Origin of the sequence: Clostridium sp. BL-8 (genome assembly GCF_002006495.1) — a bacterium.
Lineage (GTDB): Bacteria > Bacillota > Clostridia > Clostridiales > Clostridiaceae > Clostridium.
This window is the reverse complement of record NZ_LZZL01000003.1, coordinates 39,937-60,849: the sequence shown is the minus strand read 5'-3', so window position 1 is coordinate 60,849 and position 20,913 is coordinate 39,937. Positions and strand designations below refer to the sequence as shown.

Annotated in this window: 22 protein-coding genes, 1 pseudogene and 2 riboswitches; of the genes and pseudogenes, 19 read left to right on the top strand and 4 right to left on the bottom strand. The window is 30.1% G+C overall.

Going from position 1 to position 20,913, the window contains the following annotated elements:
* Positions 1-15 precede the first annotated feature (15 nt).
* Positions 16-1,002 carry a glycosyltransferase gene (locus CLOBL_RS01165; protein ID WP_077857320.1) on the top strand — a complete coding sequence of 329 codons (987 nt, stop codon included), beginning with the start codon at positions 16-18 and terminating at the stop codon, positions 1,000-1,002.
* Positions 1,003-1,152: 150 nt separating this feature from the next.
* Positions 1,153-1,779, top strand: a complete 627-nt coding sequence (locus CLOBL_RS01160; RefSeq protein WP_077857319.1) for a Type 1 glutamine amidotransferase-like domain-containing protein — start codon at positions 1,153-1,155, stop codon at positions 1,777-1,779.
* Positions 1,780-2,307: 528 nt separating this feature from the next.
* On the opposite strand, the pseudogene CLOBL_RS01150 reads toward CLOBL_RS01160, so the two are convergent.
* A pseudogene (locus CLOBL_RS01150) lies at positions 2,308-2,649 on the bottom strand (IS1595 family transposase); the annotation flags it as partial.
* A 116-nt stretch (positions 2,650-2,765) separates the two neighbouring features.
* Between CLOBL_RS01150 and CLOBL_RS01145 the strand changes: the two are divergent.
* The 8 genes from CLOBL_RS01145 to CLOBL_RS01110 all read left to right on the top strand — a co-directional run bounded on the left by CLOBL_RS01145 (position 2,766) and on the right by CLOBL_RS01110 (position 9,409).
* Complete coding sequence (locus CLOBL_RS01145) at positions 2,766-3,386, top strand: nitroreductase family protein (protein WP_077857316.1); 621 nt, start codon at positions 2,766-2,768, stop codon at positions 3,384-3,386.
* Between the two features lie 154 nt (positions 3,387-3,540).
* The gene (locus tag CLOBL_RS01140) at positions 3,541-4,461 is read left to right on the top strand and encodes a WYL domain-containing protein (RefSeq protein WP_077857315.1); all 921 of its coding nucleotides are present in this window, start codon (positions 3,541-3,543) and stop codon (positions 4,459-4,461) included.
* A 123-nt stretch (positions 4,462-4,584) separates the two neighbouring features.
* On the top strand, positions 4,585-5,133 hold the full coding sequence (locus CLOBL_RS01135; protein WP_077857314.1) for a GNAT family N-acetyltransferase: 549 nt from the start codon (positions 4,585-4,587) through the stop codon (positions 5,131-5,133).
* A 343-nt stretch (positions 5,134-5,476) separates the two neighbouring features.
* The gene (locus tag CLOBL_RS01130; RefSeq protein WP_077857313.1) at positions 5,477-5,956 is read left to right on the top strand and encodes a glutathione peroxidase; all 480 of its coding nucleotides are present in this window, start codon (positions 5,477-5,479) and stop codon (positions 5,954-5,956) included.
* A 75-nt stretch (positions 5,957-6,031) separates the two neighbouring features.
* Positions 6,032-6,562 (top strand): glutathione peroxidase, encoded by a 531-nt coding sequence (locus tag CLOBL_RS01125; RefSeq protein WP_077857312.1) that lies wholly within the window; start codon positions 6,032-6,034, stop codon positions 6,560-6,562.
* 181 nt (positions 6,563-6,743) lie between these two features.
* Positions 6,744-7,319, top strand: a complete 576-nt coding sequence (locus CLOBL_RS01120) for a TetR/AcrR family transcriptional regulator (protein WP_077857311.1) — start codon at positions 6,744-6,746, stop codon at positions 7,317-7,319.
* A 134-nt stretch (positions 7,320-7,453) separates the two neighbouring features.
* A complete protein-coding gene (locus CLOBL_RS01115) occupies positions 7,454-8,863 on the top strand; it encodes a DHA2 family efflux MFS transporter permease subunit (protein ID WP_077857310.1) in 1,410 nt (469 codons plus the stop codon).
* Positions 8,864-9,016: 153 nt separating this feature from the next.
* Positions 9,017-9,409 (top strand): hypothetical protein, encoded by a 393-nt coding sequence (locus CLOBL_RS01110; protein ID WP_077857309.1) that lies wholly within the window; start codon positions 9,017-9,019, stop codon positions 9,407-9,409.
* A 131-nt stretch (positions 9,410-9,540) separates the two neighbouring features.
* On the opposite strand, the gene CLOBL_RS01105 is transcribed toward CLOBL_RS01110, so the two are convergent.
* Positions 9,541-9,930 carry an ACT domain-containing protein gene (locus tag CLOBL_RS01105; protein WP_077857308.1) on the bottom strand — a complete coding sequence of 130 codons (390 nt, stop codon included), beginning with the start codon at positions 9,928-9,930 and terminating at the stop codon, positions 9,541-9,543.
* 94 nt (positions 9,931-10,024) lie between these two features.
* A riboswitch (guanidine-I (ykkC/yxkD leader) is annotated at positions 10,025-10,122 on the bottom strand.
* A gap of 290 nt (positions 10,123-10,412) precedes the next feature.
* On the opposite strand from CLOBL_RS01105, the gene CLOBL_RS01100 reads away from it, so the two are divergent.
* The 9 genes from CLOBL_RS01100 (at position 10,413) to CLOBL_RS01060 (ending at position 18,757) form a co-directional block, all read left to right on the top strand.
* A complete protein-coding gene (locus tag CLOBL_RS01100; protein WP_077857307.1) occupies positions 10,413-11,042 on the top strand; it encodes an HAD family hydrolase in 630 nt (209 codons plus the stop codon).
* A gap of 126 nt (positions 11,043-11,168) precedes the next feature.
* Positions 11,169-11,645 (top strand): flavodoxin, encoded by a 477-nt coding sequence (locus CLOBL_RS01095; RefSeq protein WP_077857306.1) that lies wholly within the window; start codon positions 11,169-11,171, stop codon positions 11,643-11,645.
* Between the two features lie 224 nt (positions 11,646-11,869).
* Entirely contained in the window at positions 11,870-12,493 is a 624-nt protein-coding gene (locus tag CLOBL_RS01090) for a class I SAM-dependent methyltransferase (protein ID WP_077857305.1), read from the top strand.
* A 32-nt stretch (positions 12,494-12,525) separates the two neighbouring features.
* The gene (locus tag CLOBL_RS01085) at positions 12,526-12,981 is read left to right on the top strand and encodes a MarR family transcriptional regulator (RefSeq protein WP_077857304.1); all 456 of its coding nucleotides are present in this window, start codon (positions 12,526-12,528) and stop codon (positions 12,979-12,981) included.
* Positions 12,959-13,195, top strand: a complete 237-nt coding sequence (locus tag CLOBL_RS28885; protein ID WP_347472768.1) for an AraC family transcriptional regulator — start codon at positions 12,959-12,961, stop codon at positions 13,193-13,195. Before CLOBL_RS01085 ends, CLOBL_RS28885 begins: the two co-directional genes overlap by 23 nt.
* Positions 13,196-13,577: 382 nt before the next feature.
* Positions 13,578-14,318 carry a glycoside hydrolase family 16 protein gene (locus CLOBL_RS01075; RefSeq protein ID WP_077857303.1) on the top strand — a complete coding sequence of 247 codons (741 nt, stop codon included), beginning with the start codon at positions 13,578-13,580 and terminating at the stop codon, positions 14,316-14,318.
* A gap of 443 nt (positions 14,319-14,761) precedes the next feature.
* Entirely contained in the window at positions 14,762-15,952 is a 1,191-nt protein-coding gene (gene fabV, locus CLOBL_RS01070; RefSeq protein WP_077857302.1) for an enoyl-ACP reductase FabV, read from the top strand.
* Between the two features lie 186 nt (positions 15,953-16,138).
* A complete protein-coding gene (locus CLOBL_RS01065; protein WP_077857301.1) occupies positions 16,139-17,365 on the top strand; it encodes an aminopeptidase in 1,227 nt (408 codons plus the stop codon).
* Positions 17,366-17,409: 44 nt separating this feature from the next.
* Positions 17,410-17,489: riboswitch (ZMP/ZTP riboswitch) on the top strand.
* Between the two features lie 95 nt (positions 17,490-17,584).
* Entirely contained in the window at positions 17,585-18,757 is a 1,173-nt protein-coding gene (locus CLOBL_RS01060; protein WP_077857300.1) for a phosphoribosylaminoimidazolecarboxamide formyltransferase, read from the top strand.
* A 177-nt stretch (positions 18,758-18,934) separates the two neighbouring features.
* Here CLOBL_RS01060 and aguB read toward each other — a convergent pair whose 3' ends face one another.
* A complete protein-coding gene (aguB, locus tag CLOBL_RS01055) occupies positions 18,935-19,810 on the bottom strand; it encodes an N-carbamoylputrescine amidase (RefSeq protein WP_077857299.1) in 876 nt (291 codons plus the stop codon).
* 24 nt (positions 19,811-19,834) lie between these two features.
* Positions 19,835-20,869 carry an agmatine deiminase family protein gene (locus CLOBL_RS01050; RefSeq protein ID WP_077857298.1) on the bottom strand — a complete coding sequence of 345 codons (1,035 nt, stop codon included), beginning with the start codon at positions 20,867-20,869 and terminating at the stop codon, positions 19,835-19,837.
* Positions 20,870-20,913 lie beyond the last annotated feature (44 nt).

Below are 20,913 nucleotides of genomic sequence, written 5' to 3'. Positions count from 1 at the left end.
AGGAATAATAGTTAAATGAGTATTAAAGTATCTGTAATTGTGCCTGTGTATAATAATAATAAAATGTATTTGAATAGATGTCTGCATTCTTTGGTAAATCAGACCCTTGAAGAAATTGAAATAATATTGGTTAATGATAATTCTACAGATGGAAGTATAAATATATTAAAACAATATAAGGAAAGATATTCTGATAAAATTATTTTGGTAGATTTAAAAGAAAATAAAAGGCCTGGCGGTGCCAGAAATGCGGGCATAAATATTGCAAAAGGTGAATATGTTGGCTTTGTAGATAGTGATGACTATGCAAAAAAGGAAATGTTTGAAGAACTTTATAAACTAGCTAAACAGGGAAATTATGATATGGTAGACTGTGGCTTTGATAATGTGAATACTGGTAAAAGAGCTATAACGACAAAGAAAAATACTTGGGGAGAATTAGATAAAGAAAAAAGAAGCTATCTCATCGCATATCCAGGATTTGTATGGAGTAAGATATTTAAAAGAAGTATATTGATTGATAATAATTTGCGATTTAGAGAGAAAGTTACTTACGAGGATATTGATTATCTCCCTATTGCTATGTTGTATTTAAAAAGCGTTTACGCATCTGAATATGTTTTATATTCCCATGAGGATAATTCATATTCAATTACAAATGATTCAAGCATAGACATTCAAATAAAAGACAAAATGATTGCTTTAATATGTTTGGTTAAAAAGTTTAAGGAACTTAATGCCTATGAAGATTATAAGGAGGCAGTCACTTTTGCAATTTATAATATGTATATTGATATGCTTAGATTTTATACAATTGGGCTAGGAAAAGAGAAAGTAAACTATGAAATGTATAAGGAATTAAGAGGATTTTTTTTAGAATTAGTAGATTATGATTATCATAATAATCAATATATCAATTTATTGGATAAGAGAAAAAAGATGTATGCAGAACTTAATAATGTTGATTATAAATTGATTATAGATACCTGTAACAATATGTAAATTGCGTGTAGCCCAAGCTTTTTTACTTGGATTTTTTGCTACACATAAAATATTATTATTCATTAAAATTAAAGGTATTTGCTTTAGATAGTTAGATAGTTATAGCTTTTATATAAATTATTATTAAAAATTAGATTGAGGTGATTATTAATGAAGAGATTATTATTGACTGCATATGGCTTTTCTACAGTAGAAATAAGGAATGCGTTTTTAAAATTAGTTCCTAAAAATTCAAAGGATTTAAATATCTGTATTATATCTACCTCCCAGCCTAAACTAAAAGAAAAACATCCACAAATGATTTCAGTTAAAAATGCATTCCATGAAATGGGCTTTAAAGATGTTGAATTTATTGATATTGAATTTGAGGACGTTCAAAAATTAAAAGAGTTTGATGTAATATTTCTTAATGGCGGTTATCCTTTTTATCTGATATATCATTTAAAAAAGAGTGGAGCAGATAAAGTTTTAAAAGGATTAATAAATGATGGCAAAATTATGATTGGTTTAAGCGCAGGATCTATCGCATTAGGTCCTGATAACGAGATGTGTAATCATATTTATCCAGAAGATAATACATTTAAAGTTGCAGATTTGAGTGCATTAAATGCAGTGGATATACGTATATATCCACATTATAAGGAGCATTGTGGAATTTATCCTAATTTAGAAGAAAAGATCTTGGACTTTGAATTAAAGCACAATTGCACAGTAACACGATTAAATAATGATCAGGCAATATTGGTTTTAGATGATAAAATAGAAAAAATAGGCTAAAGTAAAAAGTTAAAAATTAATGGCTATGTTTTAATATAGTGTTGAAATATAGCCTGATAAATCATAGATTAGGTTGTCCACTTAAATTACCAATAATATTTTGATATATTTCTCATAAAAGGAAATATTAGCATATATCAACTCAATTATTTCTTTTCCTCATTTTTATGAGGAACTTTATAAAATCAAAAACTATTCCATAAAATATGAAAGTTATAAAATGAGCAATATACCAGTAAACTGAAATTTCACCTCTTATCGTTCTACACTTGACTAATGGTCCGGAATTTAAAATACTTTTTCCAAAATCAGTATATTGTAACTTGCTTAAAATTAGATTTAAGTGTATAAGTACAATATTCTTAGGGTCATTCCCAATATAATGCATGTAAATCAATAATAGGCTTAGTAATGAAAAATAGAAGATAAATGATCTAAATAATTTTTTCATTTTTTATTCACCTCTCAATAATCAATTTGGTTTATATTACATATAACACTAATTTTAACATTATATATAGGATTTCTATTAGCAAATTGTACATAACTTTTATGGCGATCAGTACAAAGTATAGAACTATTTGCTGTATTCGCATTATATAACTTTTCTAATTCAGTAGATGTGATTCTATATTTACAGGCTAAGTCACCTTGTCTATCAATAGCAGTAGCAATGCACACGTGCTCATTTGAGATGTCCATTTTCTTGGTTTGTTTACCTCTCTTACGAGATTTGTAGATATATCTTTGTTTACAATTATATTTGCCATTTCTTGATATAGTTTCACTACCACAAAGAGGACATACTTTCCCCTTTGAAAATTTAAATTCTTGAACATCTTGTGTTACTTGGCTTACTTGTGAACCTAAGCAAGAATTTTTTATCTCGTCATTCAGGTTTATGGAAAGATTGTACATCTTATAAAAATATTATACAATAATAGGACTACCTAGTATAATTATTGTAAGAAGAGAGGATGATGAAAATGAATGAATTCTTGAAAATAGTAAGAGAAAGAAGATCAGCAAATAAATTTATTGAAAATATTAAAATACCTAAAGAAGATTTTTATGACATATTTAAAGAACTTTCCTTAGCACCTTCAGCCTATAACTTACAGCATGCAAAATATTATGTTGTAGAAGATAGAACATTGATGGACAAAGTTTATGAAGCTGCATTTAATCAGTACAAAATAAAGACTGCTTCAGCAACAATAATAGTTACAGGTGATAAGAATGCCTATTTATCAGCAGATAAGATTTATGAAGGATCAATGATGCTTGGAATGATTGATAAAACTGAATATGATATCATGATTAATACTATTAGAAATCTTTATGAAGGATGGGGAGAAGGCTTTAAGCATGATGAAGCTATAAGAAATGCATCGTTATCAGCAATGCTTTTTATGCTACTCGCTAAAGATAAAGAATGGGATACATGCCCAATGATATATTTTGACAAGGATAAGATAAGCAAATTGTTAAATATCCCTGAGAATGAAACTCCTGTTTTAATGATTACTATGGGAAAAATCGATAAGAGCAGTAATAAGATTAGAGGATATAGGAAACCTGTAGATGAGTTTGTAAAGTTTTATTAATTATAGAGAGGCAGACTATTTTTGGATAAATAGTGCTGCCTCTTTAGTTTGAAGTGTAAGAAGTTATTCTTGATGTTATAGATAAGCTTAGTAGATGCATGGTAAAATAAATACAAGTGATAGATTAGATAAAAAAGGGTAATGGGTATGAAACATGAAAATTGATAGATTGCTTGGAATCACAATTTATTTATTGAATAACAAAAAGACAAGTGCAAAAATTCTGTCCGATAAATTTGAAGTTTCAATTAGGACGATCCAAAGAGATATAGAAACCTTATGTCAAGCAGGAATTCCAGTAGCTTCATCTGTTGGCGTGGATGGAGGATATGAAATTTTGGATAGCTTTAAAATGAACAGACAGATAGCAGGAGAAAATGATTATGCTTACATAATTTCAGCTTTACAAGGTTTGGCTTCTGCATATAAAAGTCAAAGTACAGCTGTAACGCTTGAAAAGGTAAAAGCAGTATTGAGGAAAAATAAAAGAGATTTAAATATTATTTTAGACTTTAGTACTTTAAGTGAGAATAAAAACATTAATGAGAAATTGAAGTTATTAGAGAATATAATTGCAGAAAAATATAGTGTGTCCTTTGAATATACAAGTGCAGATAATATAACAACAATAAAAGAAGTTGAACCAATTGCATTGACTTATAGATGGTATTCTTGGTATTTACTTGGATATTCATTGAAGAAAGAAGATTATAGATTATACAAAATTTTGCGCATGATGAATTTGAAGAAAATAAATAGCAAGATATTAAGGAAGCATGAGTCAGCACATATACTCCTAGAGAAAAATGAAGCTAAAGACATTAGAAAATATATAGATATAAAATTATTTGGTAAATGTGAAATAAAGATGAAAGCTATAGAATATTTAAATGGATCCATTGAAGAAGAGTACGAGAATGGTGATTTTATTATGAATTTACATGTACCTGAAAATGAACAATTTTGGCTTGGAACTATTCTCTCTTTTGGAAATCTTGCAAAAATAATTGAACCAGAACAACTAAAGCGTAAGCTTTGTGCTAGATGTGATGAAATTTTAAATTTATATAGATGATATTTCATTTTAATTTATGACAGACTGTTGTCGTTATTCTCTTGTTATACTTTCTGTAAAGTAAAATTTAGCTTAAACAAGTAGTGTGTTTATCTATAGAAAAACAGAGGGAGAGTTAGTATTATGAAAAGTGTTTATGAAGAATGTCTAGTATATGAAAAAGGGTTAATTACATTAAGAAAAACAAACAATGAGGATTTAGAAGAGTTACTTGAATGTTATAGTGATGAAAAGGCTGTTCCATTATTTAATTCAGATAACTGCAATGGAGATAATTTCAATTACACAACAATAGAACAAATGGAGCAGGCTATTGAATTTTGGGAAGCTTCCTATAAGAATAAGGAATTCGTAAGATGGACTGTAATTTTAAAGGGCACGAATAAAAAGATTGGAACTATAGAAATGTTTCATAGGAATGCAGATGATGAGTTTAATCATTATGGTATTTTAAGGATTGATCTTCAAAGTAAGTATGAGATTCAATCCATAATTGAAGATATAGTAGCTATATCAAATGAGTATTTTTTCGAAGCATTTGAGGTTAAGGGGATACTTACTAAAGCAATTGAAAAAGCTGAAGAACGTATTTGTGCTTTAAAGAAAGCAGGATTTAAGCCTGTTTACAAAAAAGTGATGGGATATGATGACTATTACTGCAGGGAAGTTTAAGTCTAGGGTTAAATGATACTTTTAATAATAAAATCTTTAAGCAGGTGACTCTTTATTTAGAGTCACCTAGATGAACTAGGATTATAACTATGAATAATTATTGATTTTATGGAGAATATATTTTAAGAAGTTAATAAGATTAAGGTTGACATTTAAAATCGTAGAGTATATACTTAGTTTATAAATTAATTGAGAGCAATTTAATTTATAAAAATAGATTATTCTATATATAAAACGCTCATTTGAAATTCCTGTGAAGAATTTCATTATTTTTAAATAATTATGTTGAATAAAATTAAATTTACATCAATTCAAAGTATGAATAAGGAGTGAAATGATCAACATGAGGTTTTACGATTTTTCAGCAAATAAGATGAATGGTCAAGAAATAAAGATGGAAGAGTTCAAAGGCAAGGTAGTTTTAGTAGTGAATACAGCCAGTAAATGTGGTTTAACACCTCAGTTTAAAGAATTAGAAGAGCTTTATAAAGAATATAAAGATAGAGGCTTTGAAATCTTGGGCTTTCCATGTAATCAATTTGCTAAGCAGGACCCAGGAACTAATAAGGAAATTAGTGAATTTTGTTTAATCAATTATGGAGTTAGTTTTACAATGTTTGAAAAAATCGATGTAAATGGAGATAATGCACATCCACTATATAAATATTTAAAAAATGAGGCTAAAGGCATTTTAAATAAAGAAATTAAATGGAACTTTGCTAAGTTTTTAATAGATTCAGAAGGTAATGTAGTAAAAAGATATGCACCAATAACAACTCCATTAAAGTTAAAAGGTGATATAGAAAAGTTGCTGCAACAATAAATAAATTTGTTATATGGTGAAATTTTCACTTAAATAAATTGTCAGATAATAATATTTATAAAGGAGAGATATATTATGATATATGATTATAAGGTAAAAAATATAAAAGGTGACGAGGTCTCATTAAATAATTATAAGGGAAAAGTATTATTAATAGTTAATACAGCTACAGGCTGTGGATTTACCCCTCAATATGAAGGTCTTCAAAAGATATATGATAAATATAAAGACAAAGGATTAGAAATCTTAGATCTCCCATGTAATCAATTCTTTGAGCAGGCACCAGGAAGTAATGAAGAAATTGCAAGCTTCTGTCAGCTTAAATATAATACTACATTTGAAACTTTTGCTAAAATAGATGTAAATGGTGAAAATGCAGCTGACCTATATAAGTTTTTAAAGAAGGAAGCACCAAAAGCAGCTGAAGATGAAGCATCAGAAGGCTTATATAAATTTTTATCAGAAAAAGGCTTTAATACAACTGGAGACGATATAAAATGGAATTTTACAAAATTCTTAGTAGATAAAACTGGAAATGTAGTTGCAAGATATGCTCCAACATTTGAGCCAGAAAAGTTAGAAGAAGCAATCGAAAAACTGCTTTAAGTTTAAACAAAGCAACAAATTAATAACAAATATAAAAAGCGATAAACAAAAAGTTTATTGCTTTTTATATTTAAAAACGCATTGTAAAGCACAAAAGAGAAATTATTGACAGAATCAAAAGAATCAGATATAGTATTAAGATATAGACCAGTCACTATAATTTTATTAAGAAGGTATTGATATGAATGATAAGAAAAATACAAAGGAAAAATTTATAGAAACTGCTTCAAAGCTTTTTGAAGTGAAAGGCTATAATGCGACAGGTTTGAATGAAATCCTAGCAGAGAGTGGAGCACCAAAGGGATCATTATATTACCATTTTCCTAAAGGTAAAGAGCAGCTTGCACTAGAAGCAATAATTTCAGCTGGAAAAAAGATAACACTTAATTTAAAAGAAAATCTAAAAAATGCTGAAAATCCTATTCAAGGAGTTATGAATAATTTAGAACATTTAGCAAAAGTAATTGATAATGAACAAAAAACTAGAGATATGTCTATTAGTTTAATTGCTTTGGAAACTTATTTAACCAGTGAAAATTTAAGGAAGGCATGTGAAGAAATTTTTGATGTTTTAGAGAGAACTTATGCTGAAAAATTAATTGAAATTGGGATAGATAAAGAAAAAGCTTATGAGCTAAGTGCTGTAATCGGAGCCATGACAGAAGGTGGAATTACATTGGCTTTAACTAGAAAAAGTGGTAATCCGCTTAGATTAATAGCTAAACAAATTCCTAAAATAATAAATTATAGTGAGTAAATGATATTAAGCTAAAATAATTTATGTCAGTAATAGTCTATTTCAAAGTGATAATATAATGTTTTTGAAATAGACCATTTAAAAAGATATAATTATATAGACTGGTCTAAAAAGTAAGGAGGAAAAGAAAGATAATGGATGTAGCAATAACAGCAAAATCTGAAGTAAAAATCAATGCAAAAATAATTATAGGAATATTAGTATTTAGTGCATTTATATCTGTATTTAATGAGACTATATTAAACGTCGCGTTAAATACTTTAATGAAGGAAATGAATGTTACCCCAGGAATAATACAATGGATAATTACAGGATATATGATAGTAGTGTCAGTAATGGTACCAGTCACGGCTTTTTTGATTCAATCCTTTAAAACAAAGGAGTTATATTTAGGAGCGATGACCTTACTGTTAATTGGGACAATCAGTGCAGCACTTTCAGGGTCTTTTACAATGCTGCTTATCTCAAGGATGTTGCAAGCTTCGGGGACTGGAATGATGATTCCACTTATGATGAATACGGTATTAACTATAACACCACCAGAGAAACATGGGTCAGCAATGGGCATATGTGGGGCAGCTATTTCTCTTGGACCAGCATTAGGACCAACTGTAGCAGGAATTATATTACAATATTTTAGCTGGCATGCATTATTCATAATATTAATTCCATTTATAGTATTAGCCATGATTTTGGCTTATATATATCTGGTTAATGTATCCAGCCTTACAAAACCTAAAATTGATATAATATCAATTTTATTATCAAGCATTGGGGTAGGAGGAATTATATATGGTATAAGTGGTTTCAGTGACAATGGAGATATTAAAGTGGTCGGTATAATTTTTATTGTTGGAATTATAGCGTTGATTATATTTGGAAAGCGACAATTAGTCTTAAAAGAACCAATGCTTGAAATGCGTACCTTTAAATATCCTTTATTTTCAATTGGAGTAGCACTTGTTATGATTTCTATGATGACCATGTTCACTATGAATGTAATGCTGCCGATGTTTTTACAGGGAGCACTTAAGACAACAACTTTTATAGCAGCAATGGCATTGCTTCCAGCAGCTCTTGCAAATGGTTTTGTAACACCTATAGGTGGTACAATTTATGATAAATTTGGTGTGAAAGTATTAATACCAACAGGCTTTTTTATAATTCTTATTGCACTGTGGTTTTTATCAAAAGCAAATAATGATACGATGCTTATAAAGATTATAATTTCATATGTAGTGGTGTGTATTGGAGTAGGGATTACTATGTCTCCTTGCCAGACAAGTTCTCTTAATCAATTGCCACCAGAAGCTTATCCACATGGAGTAGCAATACTAAATACTTTTCAGCAGATATCAGCAGCTATTGGCTCTTCATTATTCGTAGGGATTATGTCAGCTTCACAGTTGAAAGCGTTAAGAAGTGGAATTGACGAGCAGACAGCAATTTCGGTAGGATTTAGATCTGCAACATTGGTTGCAGTTGGAATTGTTCTAGTTGGATTTTGTTTGTCTTTTGCTTTAAGATTAGGGGAGAAAAAATAATGAAGTTTAAAATTGTAAAATGAAAAATAGTCAAATATAAAAGCTAAACATTCTGCAAATTCAAAATTATTTTTGCGTATAATTTTCTAATTTAGAGGTACAGTTCTCCTAATAAATGAATATCATAATATTCGAAAGGAGATGTTGAAAAAAATGGAATTTGAACAAGAAGATACTTATAGAGATTCAAGAGGAATGCATGATAAATGTAAAAAATGTATGAATTATCATGTTAAATTAACCATGACAGATGGAAAAACTTTAGATGGAATTATTGAAAGTGTGGATTCTGATAAAATTATCATTATGGTTGCTGAGGATGTAATGGATAATAGCGGAGGAGGAGACCCTCAGTATTATCAATATCAACAAAATGATCCCGAATATTATCAATATCAGGAAAGACAATATTATAATTATCGCCCTCCAATGAGATATAGGCGCTTTAGAAGACAAGCTTTCCCTCTTGCTGGTTTAGCTGCTTTGTCATTATTGCCTTATCCTTATGTTGCTCCACCATATGTATATTATCCTTATTATTATTAATAGATACCTATAGTTATAAAGAGGCAGTTTCTACACTGTCTCTTTATAAGGCGTTATTAGAAAATAACAAGTTAAGCCGCCTTCATATTTGAAATTGTTATTTTCTTTCATATGCCTAAACAATAAAGTTTTTAGGTTAGAACTTCGTATCCTTTATTCATTAAAGCTGTTACAGCATTTTGAACATCCTTATCTTTAACAAGTATATAGTCAGTATCATAGGTAGAAATAGCAAATATACTTATTTTATTTTGAGCTAATATTGTGCTGATCTCAGAGAGTATACCGATTAGTGAAAAGTCTAACTGTCCTTCAACTTTTAAAATTCGCCAATCCTTCTCGCACTTTATATCTTCAGGTATATTGACTTCAAGGCATACAATTGATAGCTCGTCATATGTTTTAGTTATGGAAAAGAAATCACTAGTTTTTGCCCATTCTGGAATTGAAGAAGTTTCAGATAACCTGCAAACTCCATATTTTTCTTTTAATAGCTGTAGTATTAATTTATTTTCTGACATATTTTACTTCCATCCTTTCAGCATGTAAATATATTGAATTTGTTTTATGAGACATATTCAAAAATAAAAAAAGTCTAAAGAGAATTTTATTTAATTCTCCCAGGCTTTTATCCTTCCGTGTACACAATATTCTTGTGCGTTTTCTCTTGGACCAAACCAGTAAAGCACTGTGGAACCCTAGAAAACTATATGCATTATAAAATTTAAAATACTTTTAATAAATAGTACCATAAGGTGAGATTTTAAGCAATGCTGTTAAGAAATGTAATTTTTTGATTCCTTCCTGTTAGTGATAATTATAGAGCATAATAAGTTTATTATAAGAGCCAATATGATTATTAAGATTGAAGTACCTACAGGCATATGATATTTAAAAATATTTGTAAAAATAGATTAATATTAAGCATTGTGATAATATTTAAATAAATTTAATAAGTAATCATAATTTTAAATTTCATAGGCTAGATTGGAGGAGTAATGATATGGATATAGATAGCATTGGATTTGATTTAGATGGAACTCTTTGGGATTCAATAGGTGGTGTTTGTGAAGCTTGGAAGGAAGTTTTAGAAAAGCATTCTAAGGTAAAGAAAAAGAAAGTAACTTATGAAGAAATAAAGGGATGTATGGGATTAGTAAATGATGATATAGGGAAGAAGTTATTTCCAGATTTAGATGAAGTATTGCGGATGAAGCTAATGGAAGAAGTATGTGAAAATGAGCTGAAATACTTAGGAAAGCGTGGTGGATTATTATTTCCTAAGGTAGAGGAAACCCTTAAAGAATTATCACAAAAATATAAATTATTCATTGTAAGTAACTGCCAAGAAGGATATGTTGAGTGTTTTTTCAAAGCATATAACTTAGCTAAATATTTTGTTGACTTTGAAGCTTCAGGAGCAACTGGATTAACAAAAGGAGAAAATATAAAGCTTGTAATAGATAGAAATAGTTTTAAAAATTCAATATACATAGGCGATACTAATGGAGATTTGGAAGGGGCAAAAGCTGCTAAAATAAAATTTGTTTATGCAAAATATGGTTTTGGAGACGTTCGAGAATATGATTATGTTATAGATAAATTTGAAGATATATTAAATCTAAAAATGTAAGTATATTACTAGCAAGTTAGAATTTTTATGGGTAAAATGTTTTTATAAGGGAGATATATAATAATTAAGAAAATAGATAATAGTATAAAATAGAGTATTAGAAATTATTTTATTAGGAGTGATGTAATGAAAGGGTTGGTAGTTTTTTATTCATTAGAGGAGCATACAAAATTCATAGCAGATATGATAGCAGAGGAATTAAAATGTGAGTTACTTGAATTAAAGCCAGTAGAGGAATATCCTAAAAATGGAATCAAGAAATATTGGTTTGGAGGTATGGGTGCCTTATTTAAAAAACAGCCTGCCTTAAAAAATAAAATTCAGGATCTAAGTGAGTACGACACAATATTTATCGGGACACCCGTTTGGGCTGGAACTTATGCACCACCAATAAACACTTTTATCTCTAAAAATAAAATAGATCATAAGAATCTTGCATTTTTTGCCTGTCATGGTGGCGGCGGAGCTCAAAAATGTTTTGAAAAATTAGAAGCTGCTTTAAAAGATAATACTATACTTGGAAAAATTGAATTTGCAGATTCTAGTACAGAATCAGAAAAAAGGGATAAATTAAAGGAATGGATAAGAAAAATTATTAATTAGGGCAAATGTTTAAAATTTGATAAGAAGATATGTGTAAAGTAATTATAGCGTTAATGATATTTAATAATATTATTAACGTTATTTTTATGCAATAAAAGCAAGTTTGTATTTGGGAAAATATATAAAAATATGGTTGAATTTGCCTCTCGGAAGTAGTACTATAAAAGTATAGTACGAATGCAGTACTATATTAAAATCGAATTATATTTATTGGAGGCTTTGATATGGAAAGCAATAAAAATATTTTTAAGGAAAACTCAAAAGTGACCTATAATAAGCAGGCTTCAATCTATGATGAGAAAGGTGATGGAAAATTTGTAGCTCCAATGTATGGTGAAATTGTAAACAGAATAATTAAAGCAAATCCGAAAAGAATATTAGATGTGGGATGCGGTACAGGAAATGTATTAATTAGACTGGCAGCAAACAAAAATTTTAATTTATATGGCTTAGATATTTCTGAAAAAATGATTGAAGCTGCTAAGAAAAATCTTGGCGATGCAGTAGAACTTAAAGTTGGAGATTCTGAATATATACCATGGAAAGATAATTTTTTTGATGTTATAGTATGTAATGCATCTTTTCATCATTATCCAAATCCAGAAAAAGTTTTATCTGATATGCGAAGAGTTTTAAGTAATGATGGTATATTGATTATTGGAGATCCAACGGCACCAGCACTTTGTAAACCAATTATAAATATGCTTTTAAAATCATCAAATAAAGGCGATTATTATATATATTCAGAAAAGGAAATAAAAAAACTATTGGTAGAGTGTGGTTTTGAGCCATTTGACTTTAAAAAGATTAATTGGAAGAGTTTTGCAATTAATGCTAAAATAAAATAATAAATAATGAAAGTTTTGGAGTGAAAATTATTATGGATAAAGGATTCAAAAGACAAGTTAATGAATTTAATGCATTATGGCATAGTATGTTTATGGAAGCAAATTATAAAGATATAGAAGCAAAATATCCGAGTATACAAGTCTTTAGTACAAATGAGCTATCTATAATTAGGATTATTACTGAAAAGGAAGAAGTGATCATAAGAGATATAGTGGATGCATTAAATATTCCTAAAAGTACGTTAACCAGCATAATAGATAAATTAGAAAAGAATGATATTATAGTTAGAGCAATTAGTAAGAAAGATAGAAGATCATACAAACTAGAGCTTACTGAAAAAGGAATAGAAGTTCAGAAAGAGCATGTGAAATTTGAAGAAGAGATTTATGGAAAGGTAATAAGTTCTTTAGATACATATGAAGAAAGAGAAGCGTTTTTAGTGCTTGTAAGAAAGATAGTAAAAAATATTTCTCTTAAATCAAGGTGATAATATAGTATATAAAGCATGTGAAGATGTACTTAAACATATTGATGAAGATATTACATTAACGTCTATAGCAAATAAACTAAATATTAGTAAAAACTATTTGTGCTCAATATTCAAACAGCAGACTGGTGAGAATTTTTTAGAATATGCAACAAGAGCAAAAATGGAAAGGGCAAAGATATTATTGAAGAAATATGATTATAAGGTTTATTAGATTAGTGATATGTTAGGTTATAAGGAGACAATCTGCTTTAGTAAACTTTTTAAAAAGCATACAGGTTATACTCCAGCTGAATACAAGAAAAATGTAATGCAAGTGTAAGAGATTCTAAAAAAGAGTCTCTTTTTTTTCTGCTTTATGTAAATGTTTAAAGTCAGTAATTTTTTCATACTTTATCGTAATTTTATACCATTTTAGTAAGTTACTTTTTTATATATCATAAGATTGTAGATAGAAATTAGATATTGTATAAAAGTGAATGGAGGAATGTTATTTATTTTAATTGTGTAGGCAGTATAAAAATAAATAACAAAGATGAGAGGTATAAAATCAATTATGATTTTAATAAATTATTTAATTAGGGGAGGAAAAATATATGAAGAAGAAAAAAATAAAAGTTGCAGTATTAGGAATTCTAGTAAGCACCTTCTTAGTAGGAGCTTTTATTCCAACAAAGACTTTTGCAGTGACTAAATCTCACTTTAGTGATGGATTTGATTATGCTAACACAGGAAGCTGGTCAAAGTCAGACGGCTGGACTAATGGAGGACAGTTCAATTGTACTTGGAGAGCTAGCAACATCAATTTCAGTAATGGAGTTATGGATCTTACTTTAAATAAAGATACACAAGGCGGTTCTACACCATATGCTGGTGCAGAATATCGCTCAAATGATACTTTTAGTTATGGACTTTATCAAGTAAGTATGAAACCAGCAAAAAATACTGGTATAGTTTCTTCGTTCTTTACTTATACAGGACCAACAGATAATACTCCTTGGGATGAAATTGATATTGAGTTTTTAGGCAAGGATACAACGAAGGTACAATTTAACTATTATACAAATGGTGTAGGAAATCATGAGCACCTTTATAATTTAGGCTTTGATTCCTCAACAAGTTTTCATACTTATGCTTTTAACTGGCAGCCAACCTATATTGCATGGTTAGTAGATGGAAAGGAAGTTTACAGAGCAACAAGTAATATTCCATCACATCCTGGTAAAATCATGATGAATTTATGGCCAGGAACAGGGGTAGACTCATGGTTAGGTTCTTATAATGGAGTGACTCCACTTAATGCGTATTATGACTGGGCGTCTTATGATCCACAATAATATTTAAGTTTATTTAGGTAATAGATAGTTATCTGGGAATTTCTAATTGCGACATATACATTAAAATATTGTAAATGAAAATTGTTATAAATGATGTTTAGAGAGAACTGGCAAGAGTTATATGTCAGTTCTTTTAATTTAGAAGCAACATACTAGGCATTTGCTGGTAACGTGCCCTTAGAGGGCATAATAAAAGCCACCGCTGAGCGAATGATTACTTACTCTAAATAAAAAGTTAATTAGTAACACTTTCTTAATACTTTGTTTACATTTTCCATGTTTACAATCATATTACTTAGCAATATAATAGTAAATTGATAATTTATTATTTATGAAATAAAAATGGTTAAAAGGAAAAGCTAATATATAGATCTATCATATGAAATTAATAGCAAAGTTTAGATTATTAATTAAAATAAAATTATGGGTAAGGAAGTGAGAGGATGATAATAAATCCTAAATTTAGAGGGTTTGTTTGTACAACAGCGCATCCAGAAGGATGCGCTAAAAATGTTACGAAAGCAGTAGACTATGTGAAAGGAACTAAGCCAATTAAAGGCCCGAAAAACGTTCTTGTTATTGGGGCATCGACGGGATATGGTCTGGCTTCAAGAATTGTATCAACTTTTGGTGCAGGTGCAGGTACTATTGGGGTTGTTTTTGAACGGTCTGCTTCTGAAAATAGGACAGCTACAGCTGGCTGGTACAATACAGCAGCATTTGAGAAGTATGCTGGTGAAAATGGGTATTATTCTGCAACTATTAATGGAGATGCATTTTCGAAAGAGATAAAGGAAGAAACTATTGAATTAATAAAAAAAGATTTGGGAAAAGTAGACCTTGTAATATACAGTATTGCTTCAGCTAAAAGAATACATCCAGTAACAGGAGAGGTCTTCTCATCAGTACTGAAACCAATTGGAAAAACATTTAAAGAAAAGACTGTAAATTTTCATAGTTATCAGGTATCAGATATGGAAATTAATCCAGCAGATGAAGATGAGGTAAGAGAAACCGTTGCCGTTATGGGTGGAGAAGACTGGAAGATGTGGATTGATTCATTAATAGCTGCAGATGTTCTTGCAGAGGGAGCAATTACAACAGCATATTCATATATTGGGCCTGAAATCACATATCCTGTTTATAGGAATGGTTCTATAGGAAAGGCAAAGAAAGATTTAGAGAAGACTGCTGAAATAATAAATAAGGACCTCGAGAAGATTAATGGAAAAGCCGTAATATCTGTTAATAAGGCTTTAGTGACTCAATCGAGTTTGGCACTCCCTGTAGTTCCTTTATATATATCTATATTATCTAAGGTTATGAAGGAAAAGGGTATTGATGAAGGCTGCATAGAGCAGATATATAGGTTATTTTCAAAAGAATTATATAAGAGTAATCTCTCTCTTGATGATGAAGGCAGAATAAGAATGGATGATTTGGAATTAAGAAGTGATGTTCAAAAAGAGGTATTTGAGCTATGGAAAAAGATTAATACTGATAACATTACTGAGTTAAGTGATATAGAGGAATTTAGAAATGAATTCTTTAAATTGTTTGGTTTTGGGTATTCCGATATAGATTACGATAATGAAGTTGATCAACATGTTAAAATAACGAGTGTAGGAATGTAATAATATTAATAATTTTCTTATTTACTGGAAAAAATAAAAAAGTAAATTAAATTTTACGATTATAGTTGATTAGGCAAGCATACTGGTCTGTTATTTTTTTGATTGTGCCTTAAATACCATAATTTTCTGGAAGTTGTGGTATAATAGCGCTATAGATTAAAATATGAAAGCCTAGGAGGAGACGGAATGGATATAAAGATTTTAGAAAAATATGCAGAACTCGTAGTTAAAACAGGAATAAATTTGCAGGAAAAACAGCAATTATTTATAACTTCACCAATTGAATGTGCGGATTTTGCTAGAATCATGGCAGAAAAAGCTTATGAAGCAGGGGCTATAAATGTAATAGTAAGATATAATGATGAAAAACTTTCTTTAATAAAATTTAATAAAGCTTCAATGGAAAGCTTTGAAAAGGAACCTATTCACCTTGCACTTGAAAGAGAGCAGCTTATAAAAGAGAAAACCGGATTTATCAGTATAGCTGCTGAAGATCCAGAACTTTTAAGTGGTATAGATCCTAATAAAATATCACTTCAAGCTAAGACAAACAGCACAGCTATGAAAAAAGCCAGTGCTGCAATGATGAGTAATGAAGTTTCATGGTGTGTTGTTTCAGTACCTACAAAAGGATGGGCTAAAAAGGTATTTCCAAATGTGCCAGAGGAAGAAGCTGTAGAAAAGCTTTGGCAGTCAATATTCAGCATAGTGAGAGCTGATAAAGAATCACCAGTTGCTGCTTGGGAAGAACATATATCAAAATTAGATCATAGAAGAAATTATTTAAATGAGAAAAGTTTCAAGTATCTTCACTATAAATCAGAAGGAACTGATTTAGTTGTAGAGCTTCCAGAAGGTCATGAGTGGTTAGCTGGAGCAGAAAATACTAAAGATGGAGTTAGATTTGTAGCTAATATGCCAACAGAAGAAGTATTTACTCTTCCAAAGAGAGATGGTGTAAATGGATATGTAACTAGCAAGAAACCTTTAAATTATGGAGGAAACTTAATAGATAACTTTAAGCTTACTTTTAAAGATGGTAAGATTGTTGATTTCACAGCAGAAAAGGGTGAAGAAATATTAAAAGGACTTTTAGATACTGATGAAGGTGCAAGATATTTAGGAGAAGTTGCTTTAGTTGGCTATAACTCACCTATATCAAACTCAGGTCTAATATTCTATAATACATTATTTGATGAAAATGCATCTTGCCACTTTGCTTTTGGTAAGGCATACCCAAGCTGCTTAAAAGGCAGTGATAATATGTCAGAAAAAGAACTTCTAGAAAAGGGAGTTAATGATTCGTTGACTCATATAGATTTCATGGTAGGTTCTGCAGAGCTTGAAATAATCGGAGAAACTGCGAGTGGTGAAAAAGTTCAAGTATTTAAAAATGGAGATTGGGTAATATAATTTAATAAGTTGACAAATTCGTTTAAAAATAGTATTTAATATATATAGAGTTATACGACTGACGGAAGTGGGATAAACCACATGAAGTATAACAATTTAAAAGCCGACCGTCTGGGCAAAAGCCTGGATAGTGGGCTTTTTTGTCGTATTAATAAGGAGTGAAAGTTTGAAAAAATGATTCCAAAATGTTTGATATCTTAAGAAAGGAATGATTATATAATGAAAGAATTGATTTTAAAGTATGGATGTAATCAAAATCAAAAGCCAGCTAGAATTTTTACTCAGGATGGAAATCTACCAATAAAAATATTAAATGGGACTCCAGGATATATAAATTTATTAGATGCATTTAATAGCTGGCAGCTTGTAAAAGAATTAAAAGAAGCTACAGGCTTAGCTGCAGCTGCGTCTTTTAAGCATGTTAGTCCGGCAGGAGCTGCAGTAGCTATTCCGTTAACTGAACTTTTAAAGAAAGCATATTTTGTAGAGGAGGAGGAATTATCAGATATTTCAACAGCATATATAAGAGCAAGAGGCGCAGATAGAATGTCTTCATATGGAGATTTTGTAGCTTTGTCAGATGAGTGTGATGAGCAGACAGCAAAATTTTTATCACGAGAAGTATCTGATGGAATAATAGCACCAGCTTATTCTGATAAAGCGCTTAAAATATTGAAAAGTAAGCGTAAAGGTAAGTATTTAATAATACAAATAGATATTAATTATATTCCTAAGGAAATTGAAACAAGAGAAATCTATGGAGTAACTTTTGAACAAAAGAGAAATGATGTGAAAATAACTCAAGATATGTTTAATAATTTGCCTACTAAAAATAAAGTTATACCTGACGATGCTAAAAGGGACTTAATTGTAGCTCTAAGTACACTTAAGTATACACAATCTAATTCTGTATGTTATGCAAAAGATGGACAGGCTATTGGAATTGGTGCAGGGCAGCAATCCAGAATTCACTGTACTAGATTGGCTGGAAATAAAGCTGATGCGTGGTTTTTGAGACAAAATCCAAAGGTTATAAAACTTCCTTTTAAAAAAGAAATAAAAAGAGCAGATAGAGATAATGCAATAGATGTTTATATTTCAGATGATTATATGGATATATTATGCGATGGAGTTTGGGAAGGTATATTTTCTGAAAAGCCAGAACCATTAAGCAAAGAAGAAAGGATAATATGGCTTAAAAAATTATCAGAGGTATCTTTAGGTTCAGACGCATTTTTCCCTTTTGGAGACAACATAGAACGTGCTAGAAAAAGTGGTGTTTCTTACATAGCTCAGCCAGGTGGATCTATAAGAGATGATAATGTAATTGAAGTTTGCGACAAATATAATATAGTTATGGCATTTACAGGAATAAGACTTTTTCATCATTAATTTAATAAAGTAGAGAAATAAAATATTATGTTCCAGAGAATAAAAAGAAGTACATTCTTTTAGATTAAAGATAGTTTTTTAAAGATCAGATAACATTTATTATTAATATTAAAAAAGTTCCGCTAAGCATATCCAGTTAATATTGTCTTAGCGGAACTTTTAATTTTAAGTTTAAATCTAAATTATTAAGTCTCCATCATAAGAGGTAATAATTTTATATAAGTCAGGACGTCTATCTCTGAATATTCCCCATTCAATACGTTGTGTTTCAAGCTCATCTAAATCAAATTCAGCAACTAATACTGTTTCTTCGCTGCGACCAGCTTCAATAACTTTATTACCTTGTGGTCCTGCAATAAAGGATGAACCATAGAAGGTGATTTTAGAGTCTTCATCCTCTTCTACGCCAACACGGTTTGAGGCGATTACAGGAATTAAATTAGCAGCTGCATGACCAAGCATACAAGCCTGCCAGTGATCTTTTGAATCAATTGATCCATCTTGAGGTTCAGAACCAATGGCAGTAGGATAGAATATCATTTCAGCACCCATAAGAGTCATGCATCTAGCTGCTTCTGGATACCATTGATCCCAGCATATACCTACGCCAATTTTACCGTAGCGTGTTTTCCAGACTTTAAAACCAGTGTCTCCTGGATTAAAGTAAAATTTTTCTTCATAGCCAGGGCCATCAGGAATATGGCTTTTTCTGTAGGTACCAAGTACTTCACCATCAGCATCGATTATTGCAATGGCATTATATCTTGCGTAATTTTTCTTTTCATAAAAACTGATAGGAAGAACAACCTTAAGTTCTTTAGCAATTTTCTTAAAGTGATTAATAGCTTTATTTTGTTCTACTTCTGTAGCGTAGATATAATAATCTGATTTTTCTTTTTGACAAAAATATGGAGTTTCAAATAATTCTTGAAGCAAAATTATTTGAGCACCTTTATCGGCTGCTTCTCTTACAAATTTTTCAGCTTTAGAGATATTTTCATCGATGTTCGAAGAACAGCTCATTTGGGTAGCTGCAACTTTAACTTTTCTCATGTGTATCACCTCATCTTATTTTTTTTATTCTTTAGAAGCTGGCATCTGCTGAGTAGTACAATGTATATTTCCACCTTCTTTAATAACAGCTATTCCATCTACCGTTCTGATTTTTCTATCAGGGAAGGTTTCACTTAGCACTTTTGCAGCAGCTTTATCAGCTTCTTTAGCATTACCGCCAAATACAGGTAAAATAATACCATCATTTACAAAGTAGAAGTTTAAATAGCTTAAAGTTAACCTTTCACCCTTATATTCAGTTCTAGGCGGCTGATTAATTTGAATAATTTCAAACTTTCTGCCTTTAGCATCCGTTGAATTTTTTAATATTTCAAGATTTTCTAAGGTTATTTTATAATTGTTATCTTCAGGGTCATTGCAGGTTTGCATAAGGATTTTCCCAGGTGATGCAAAACAGGCTATATTATCTACGTGACCATCAGTTTCATCGCCATCTAAACCATTTTTAAGCCAGATAACTTTTTCTATATTTAAATATTCTTTTAAATAATTTTCAATTTGTTCTTTAGTAAGGTCTGGGTTTCTATTAGGATTTAGTAAGCATTCTTCAGTAGTAAGCAGAGTTCCTTCTCCATCAACATGAATTGAGCCTCCTTCTAAAATGAAAGGTGCATCAAATTTTTCTACATTGAAATGTTCTAGAATTTTTCCTGCTACTTTGTCGTCTAGATCCCAAGGAGCATATTTTCCACCCCAAGCATTAAAGTTCCAATTCACGCCAGCTAAGCTTTGCGTATCATTCATTATAAATGTTGGACCATTATCACGAAGCCATGCATCATTATGTTCGATAGAAAGAAATTCTACATTATTAGAGGTTTTAAAATAATTTTGCACGTAAGTTAAATCTTCAGGGTTCACAATTACTGTAACTGGTTCAAATTCTGAAATTGCCTTGATGAATTCAGCATATCCAAGACGTACACTTTCATGATTTTCAGGATAACACATAGATTCTTTAACAGGCCATGAAATAAAGGTACGCTCATGAGTAGTCCATTCAGCAGGCATCTTGTAATTTAAATCTTTTGGATACATATAATACTCCTCTTCTTTAAGAATTTATTTTAGGTTATTTTATG

What these genes read in the sequence shown, in the direction of transcription:
- CLOBL_RS01165 (WP_077857320.1), top strand. Translation starts at nt 16, where the DNA reads ATGAGTATTAAAGTATCTGTAATTGTGCCTGTGTATAATAATAATAAA.
- CLOBL_RS01160 (WP_077857319.1), top strand. Translation starts at nt 1,153, where the DNA reads ATGAAGAGATTATTATTGACTGCATATGGCTTTTCTACAGTAGAAATA.
- CLOBL_RS01145 (WP_077857316.1), top strand. Translation starts at nt 2,766, where the DNA reads ATGAATGAATTCTTGAAAATAGTAAGAGAAAGAAGATCAGCAAATAAA.
- CLOBL_RS01140 (WP_077857315.1), top strand. Translation starts at nt 3,541, where the DNA reads ATGAAAATTGATAGATTGCTTGGAATCACAATTTATTTATTGAATAAC.
- CLOBL_RS01135 (WP_077857314.1), top strand. Translation starts at nt 4,585, where the DNA reads ATGAAAAGTGTTTATGAAGAATGTCTAGTATATGAAAAAGGGTTAATT.
- CLOBL_RS01130 (WP_077857313.1), top strand. Translation starts at nt 5,477, where the DNA reads ATGAGGTTTTACGATTTTTCAGCAAATAAGATGAATGGTCAAGAAATA.
- CLOBL_RS01125 (WP_077857312.1), top strand. Translation starts at nt 6,032, where the DNA reads ATGATATATGATTATAAGGTAAAAAATATAAAAGGTGACGAGGTCTCA.
- CLOBL_RS01120 (WP_077857311.1), top strand. Translation starts at nt 6,744, where the DNA reads ATGAATGATAAGAAAAATACAAAGGAAAAATTTATAGAAACTGCTTCA.
- CLOBL_RS01115 (WP_077857310.1), top strand. Translation starts at nt 7,454, where the DNA reads ATGGATGTAGCAATAACAGCAAAATCTGAAGTAAAAATCAATGCAAAA.
- CLOBL_RS01110 (WP_077857309.1), top strand. Translation starts at nt 9,017, where the DNA reads ATGGAATTTGAACAAGAAGATACTTATAGAGATTCAAGAGGAATGCAT.
- CLOBL_RS01105 (WP_077857308.1), bottom strand. Translation starts at nt 9,930, where the DNA reads ATGTCAGAAAATAAATTAATACTACAGCTATTAAAAGAAAAATATGGA.
- CLOBL_RS01100 (WP_077857307.1), top strand. Translation starts at nt 10,413, where the DNA reads ATGGATATAGATAGCATTGGATTTGATTTAGATGGAACTCTTTGGGAT.
- CLOBL_RS01095 (WP_077857306.1), top strand. Translation starts at nt 11,169, where the DNA reads ATGAAAGGGTTGGTAGTTTTTTATTCATTAGAGGAGCATACAAAATTC.
- CLOBL_RS01090 (WP_077857305.1), top strand. Translation starts at nt 11,870, where the DNA reads ATGGAAAGCAATAAAAATATTTTTAAGGAAAACTCAAAAGTGACCTAT.
- CLOBL_RS01085 (WP_077857304.1), top strand. Translation starts at nt 12,526, where the DNA reads ATGGATAAAGGATTCAAAAGACAAGTTAATGAATTTAATGCATTATGG.
- CLOBL_RS01075 (WP_077857303.1), top strand. Translation starts at nt 13,578, where the DNA reads ATGAAGAAGAAAAAAATAAAAGTTGCAGTATTAGGAATTCTAGTAAGC.
- fabV (WP_077857302.1), top strand. Translation starts at nt 14,762, where the DNA reads ATGATAATAAATCCTAAATTTAGAGGGTTTGTTTGTACAACAGCGCAT.
- CLOBL_RS01065 (WP_077857301.1), top strand. Translation starts at nt 16,139, where the DNA reads ATGGATATAAAGATTTTAGAAAAATATGCAGAACTCGTAGTTAAAACA.
- CLOBL_RS01060 (WP_077857300.1), top strand. Translation starts at nt 17,585, where the DNA reads ATGAAAGAATTGATTTTAAAGTATGGATGTAATCAAAATCAAAAGCCA.
- aguB (WP_077857299.1), bottom strand. Translation starts at nt 19,810, where the DNA reads ATGAGAAAAGTTAAAGTTGCAGCTACCCAAATGAGCTGTTCTTCGAAC.
- CLOBL_RS01050 (WP_077857298.1), bottom strand. Translation starts at nt 20,869, where the DNA reads ATGTATCCAAAAGATTTAAATTACAAGATGCCTGCTGAATGGACTACT.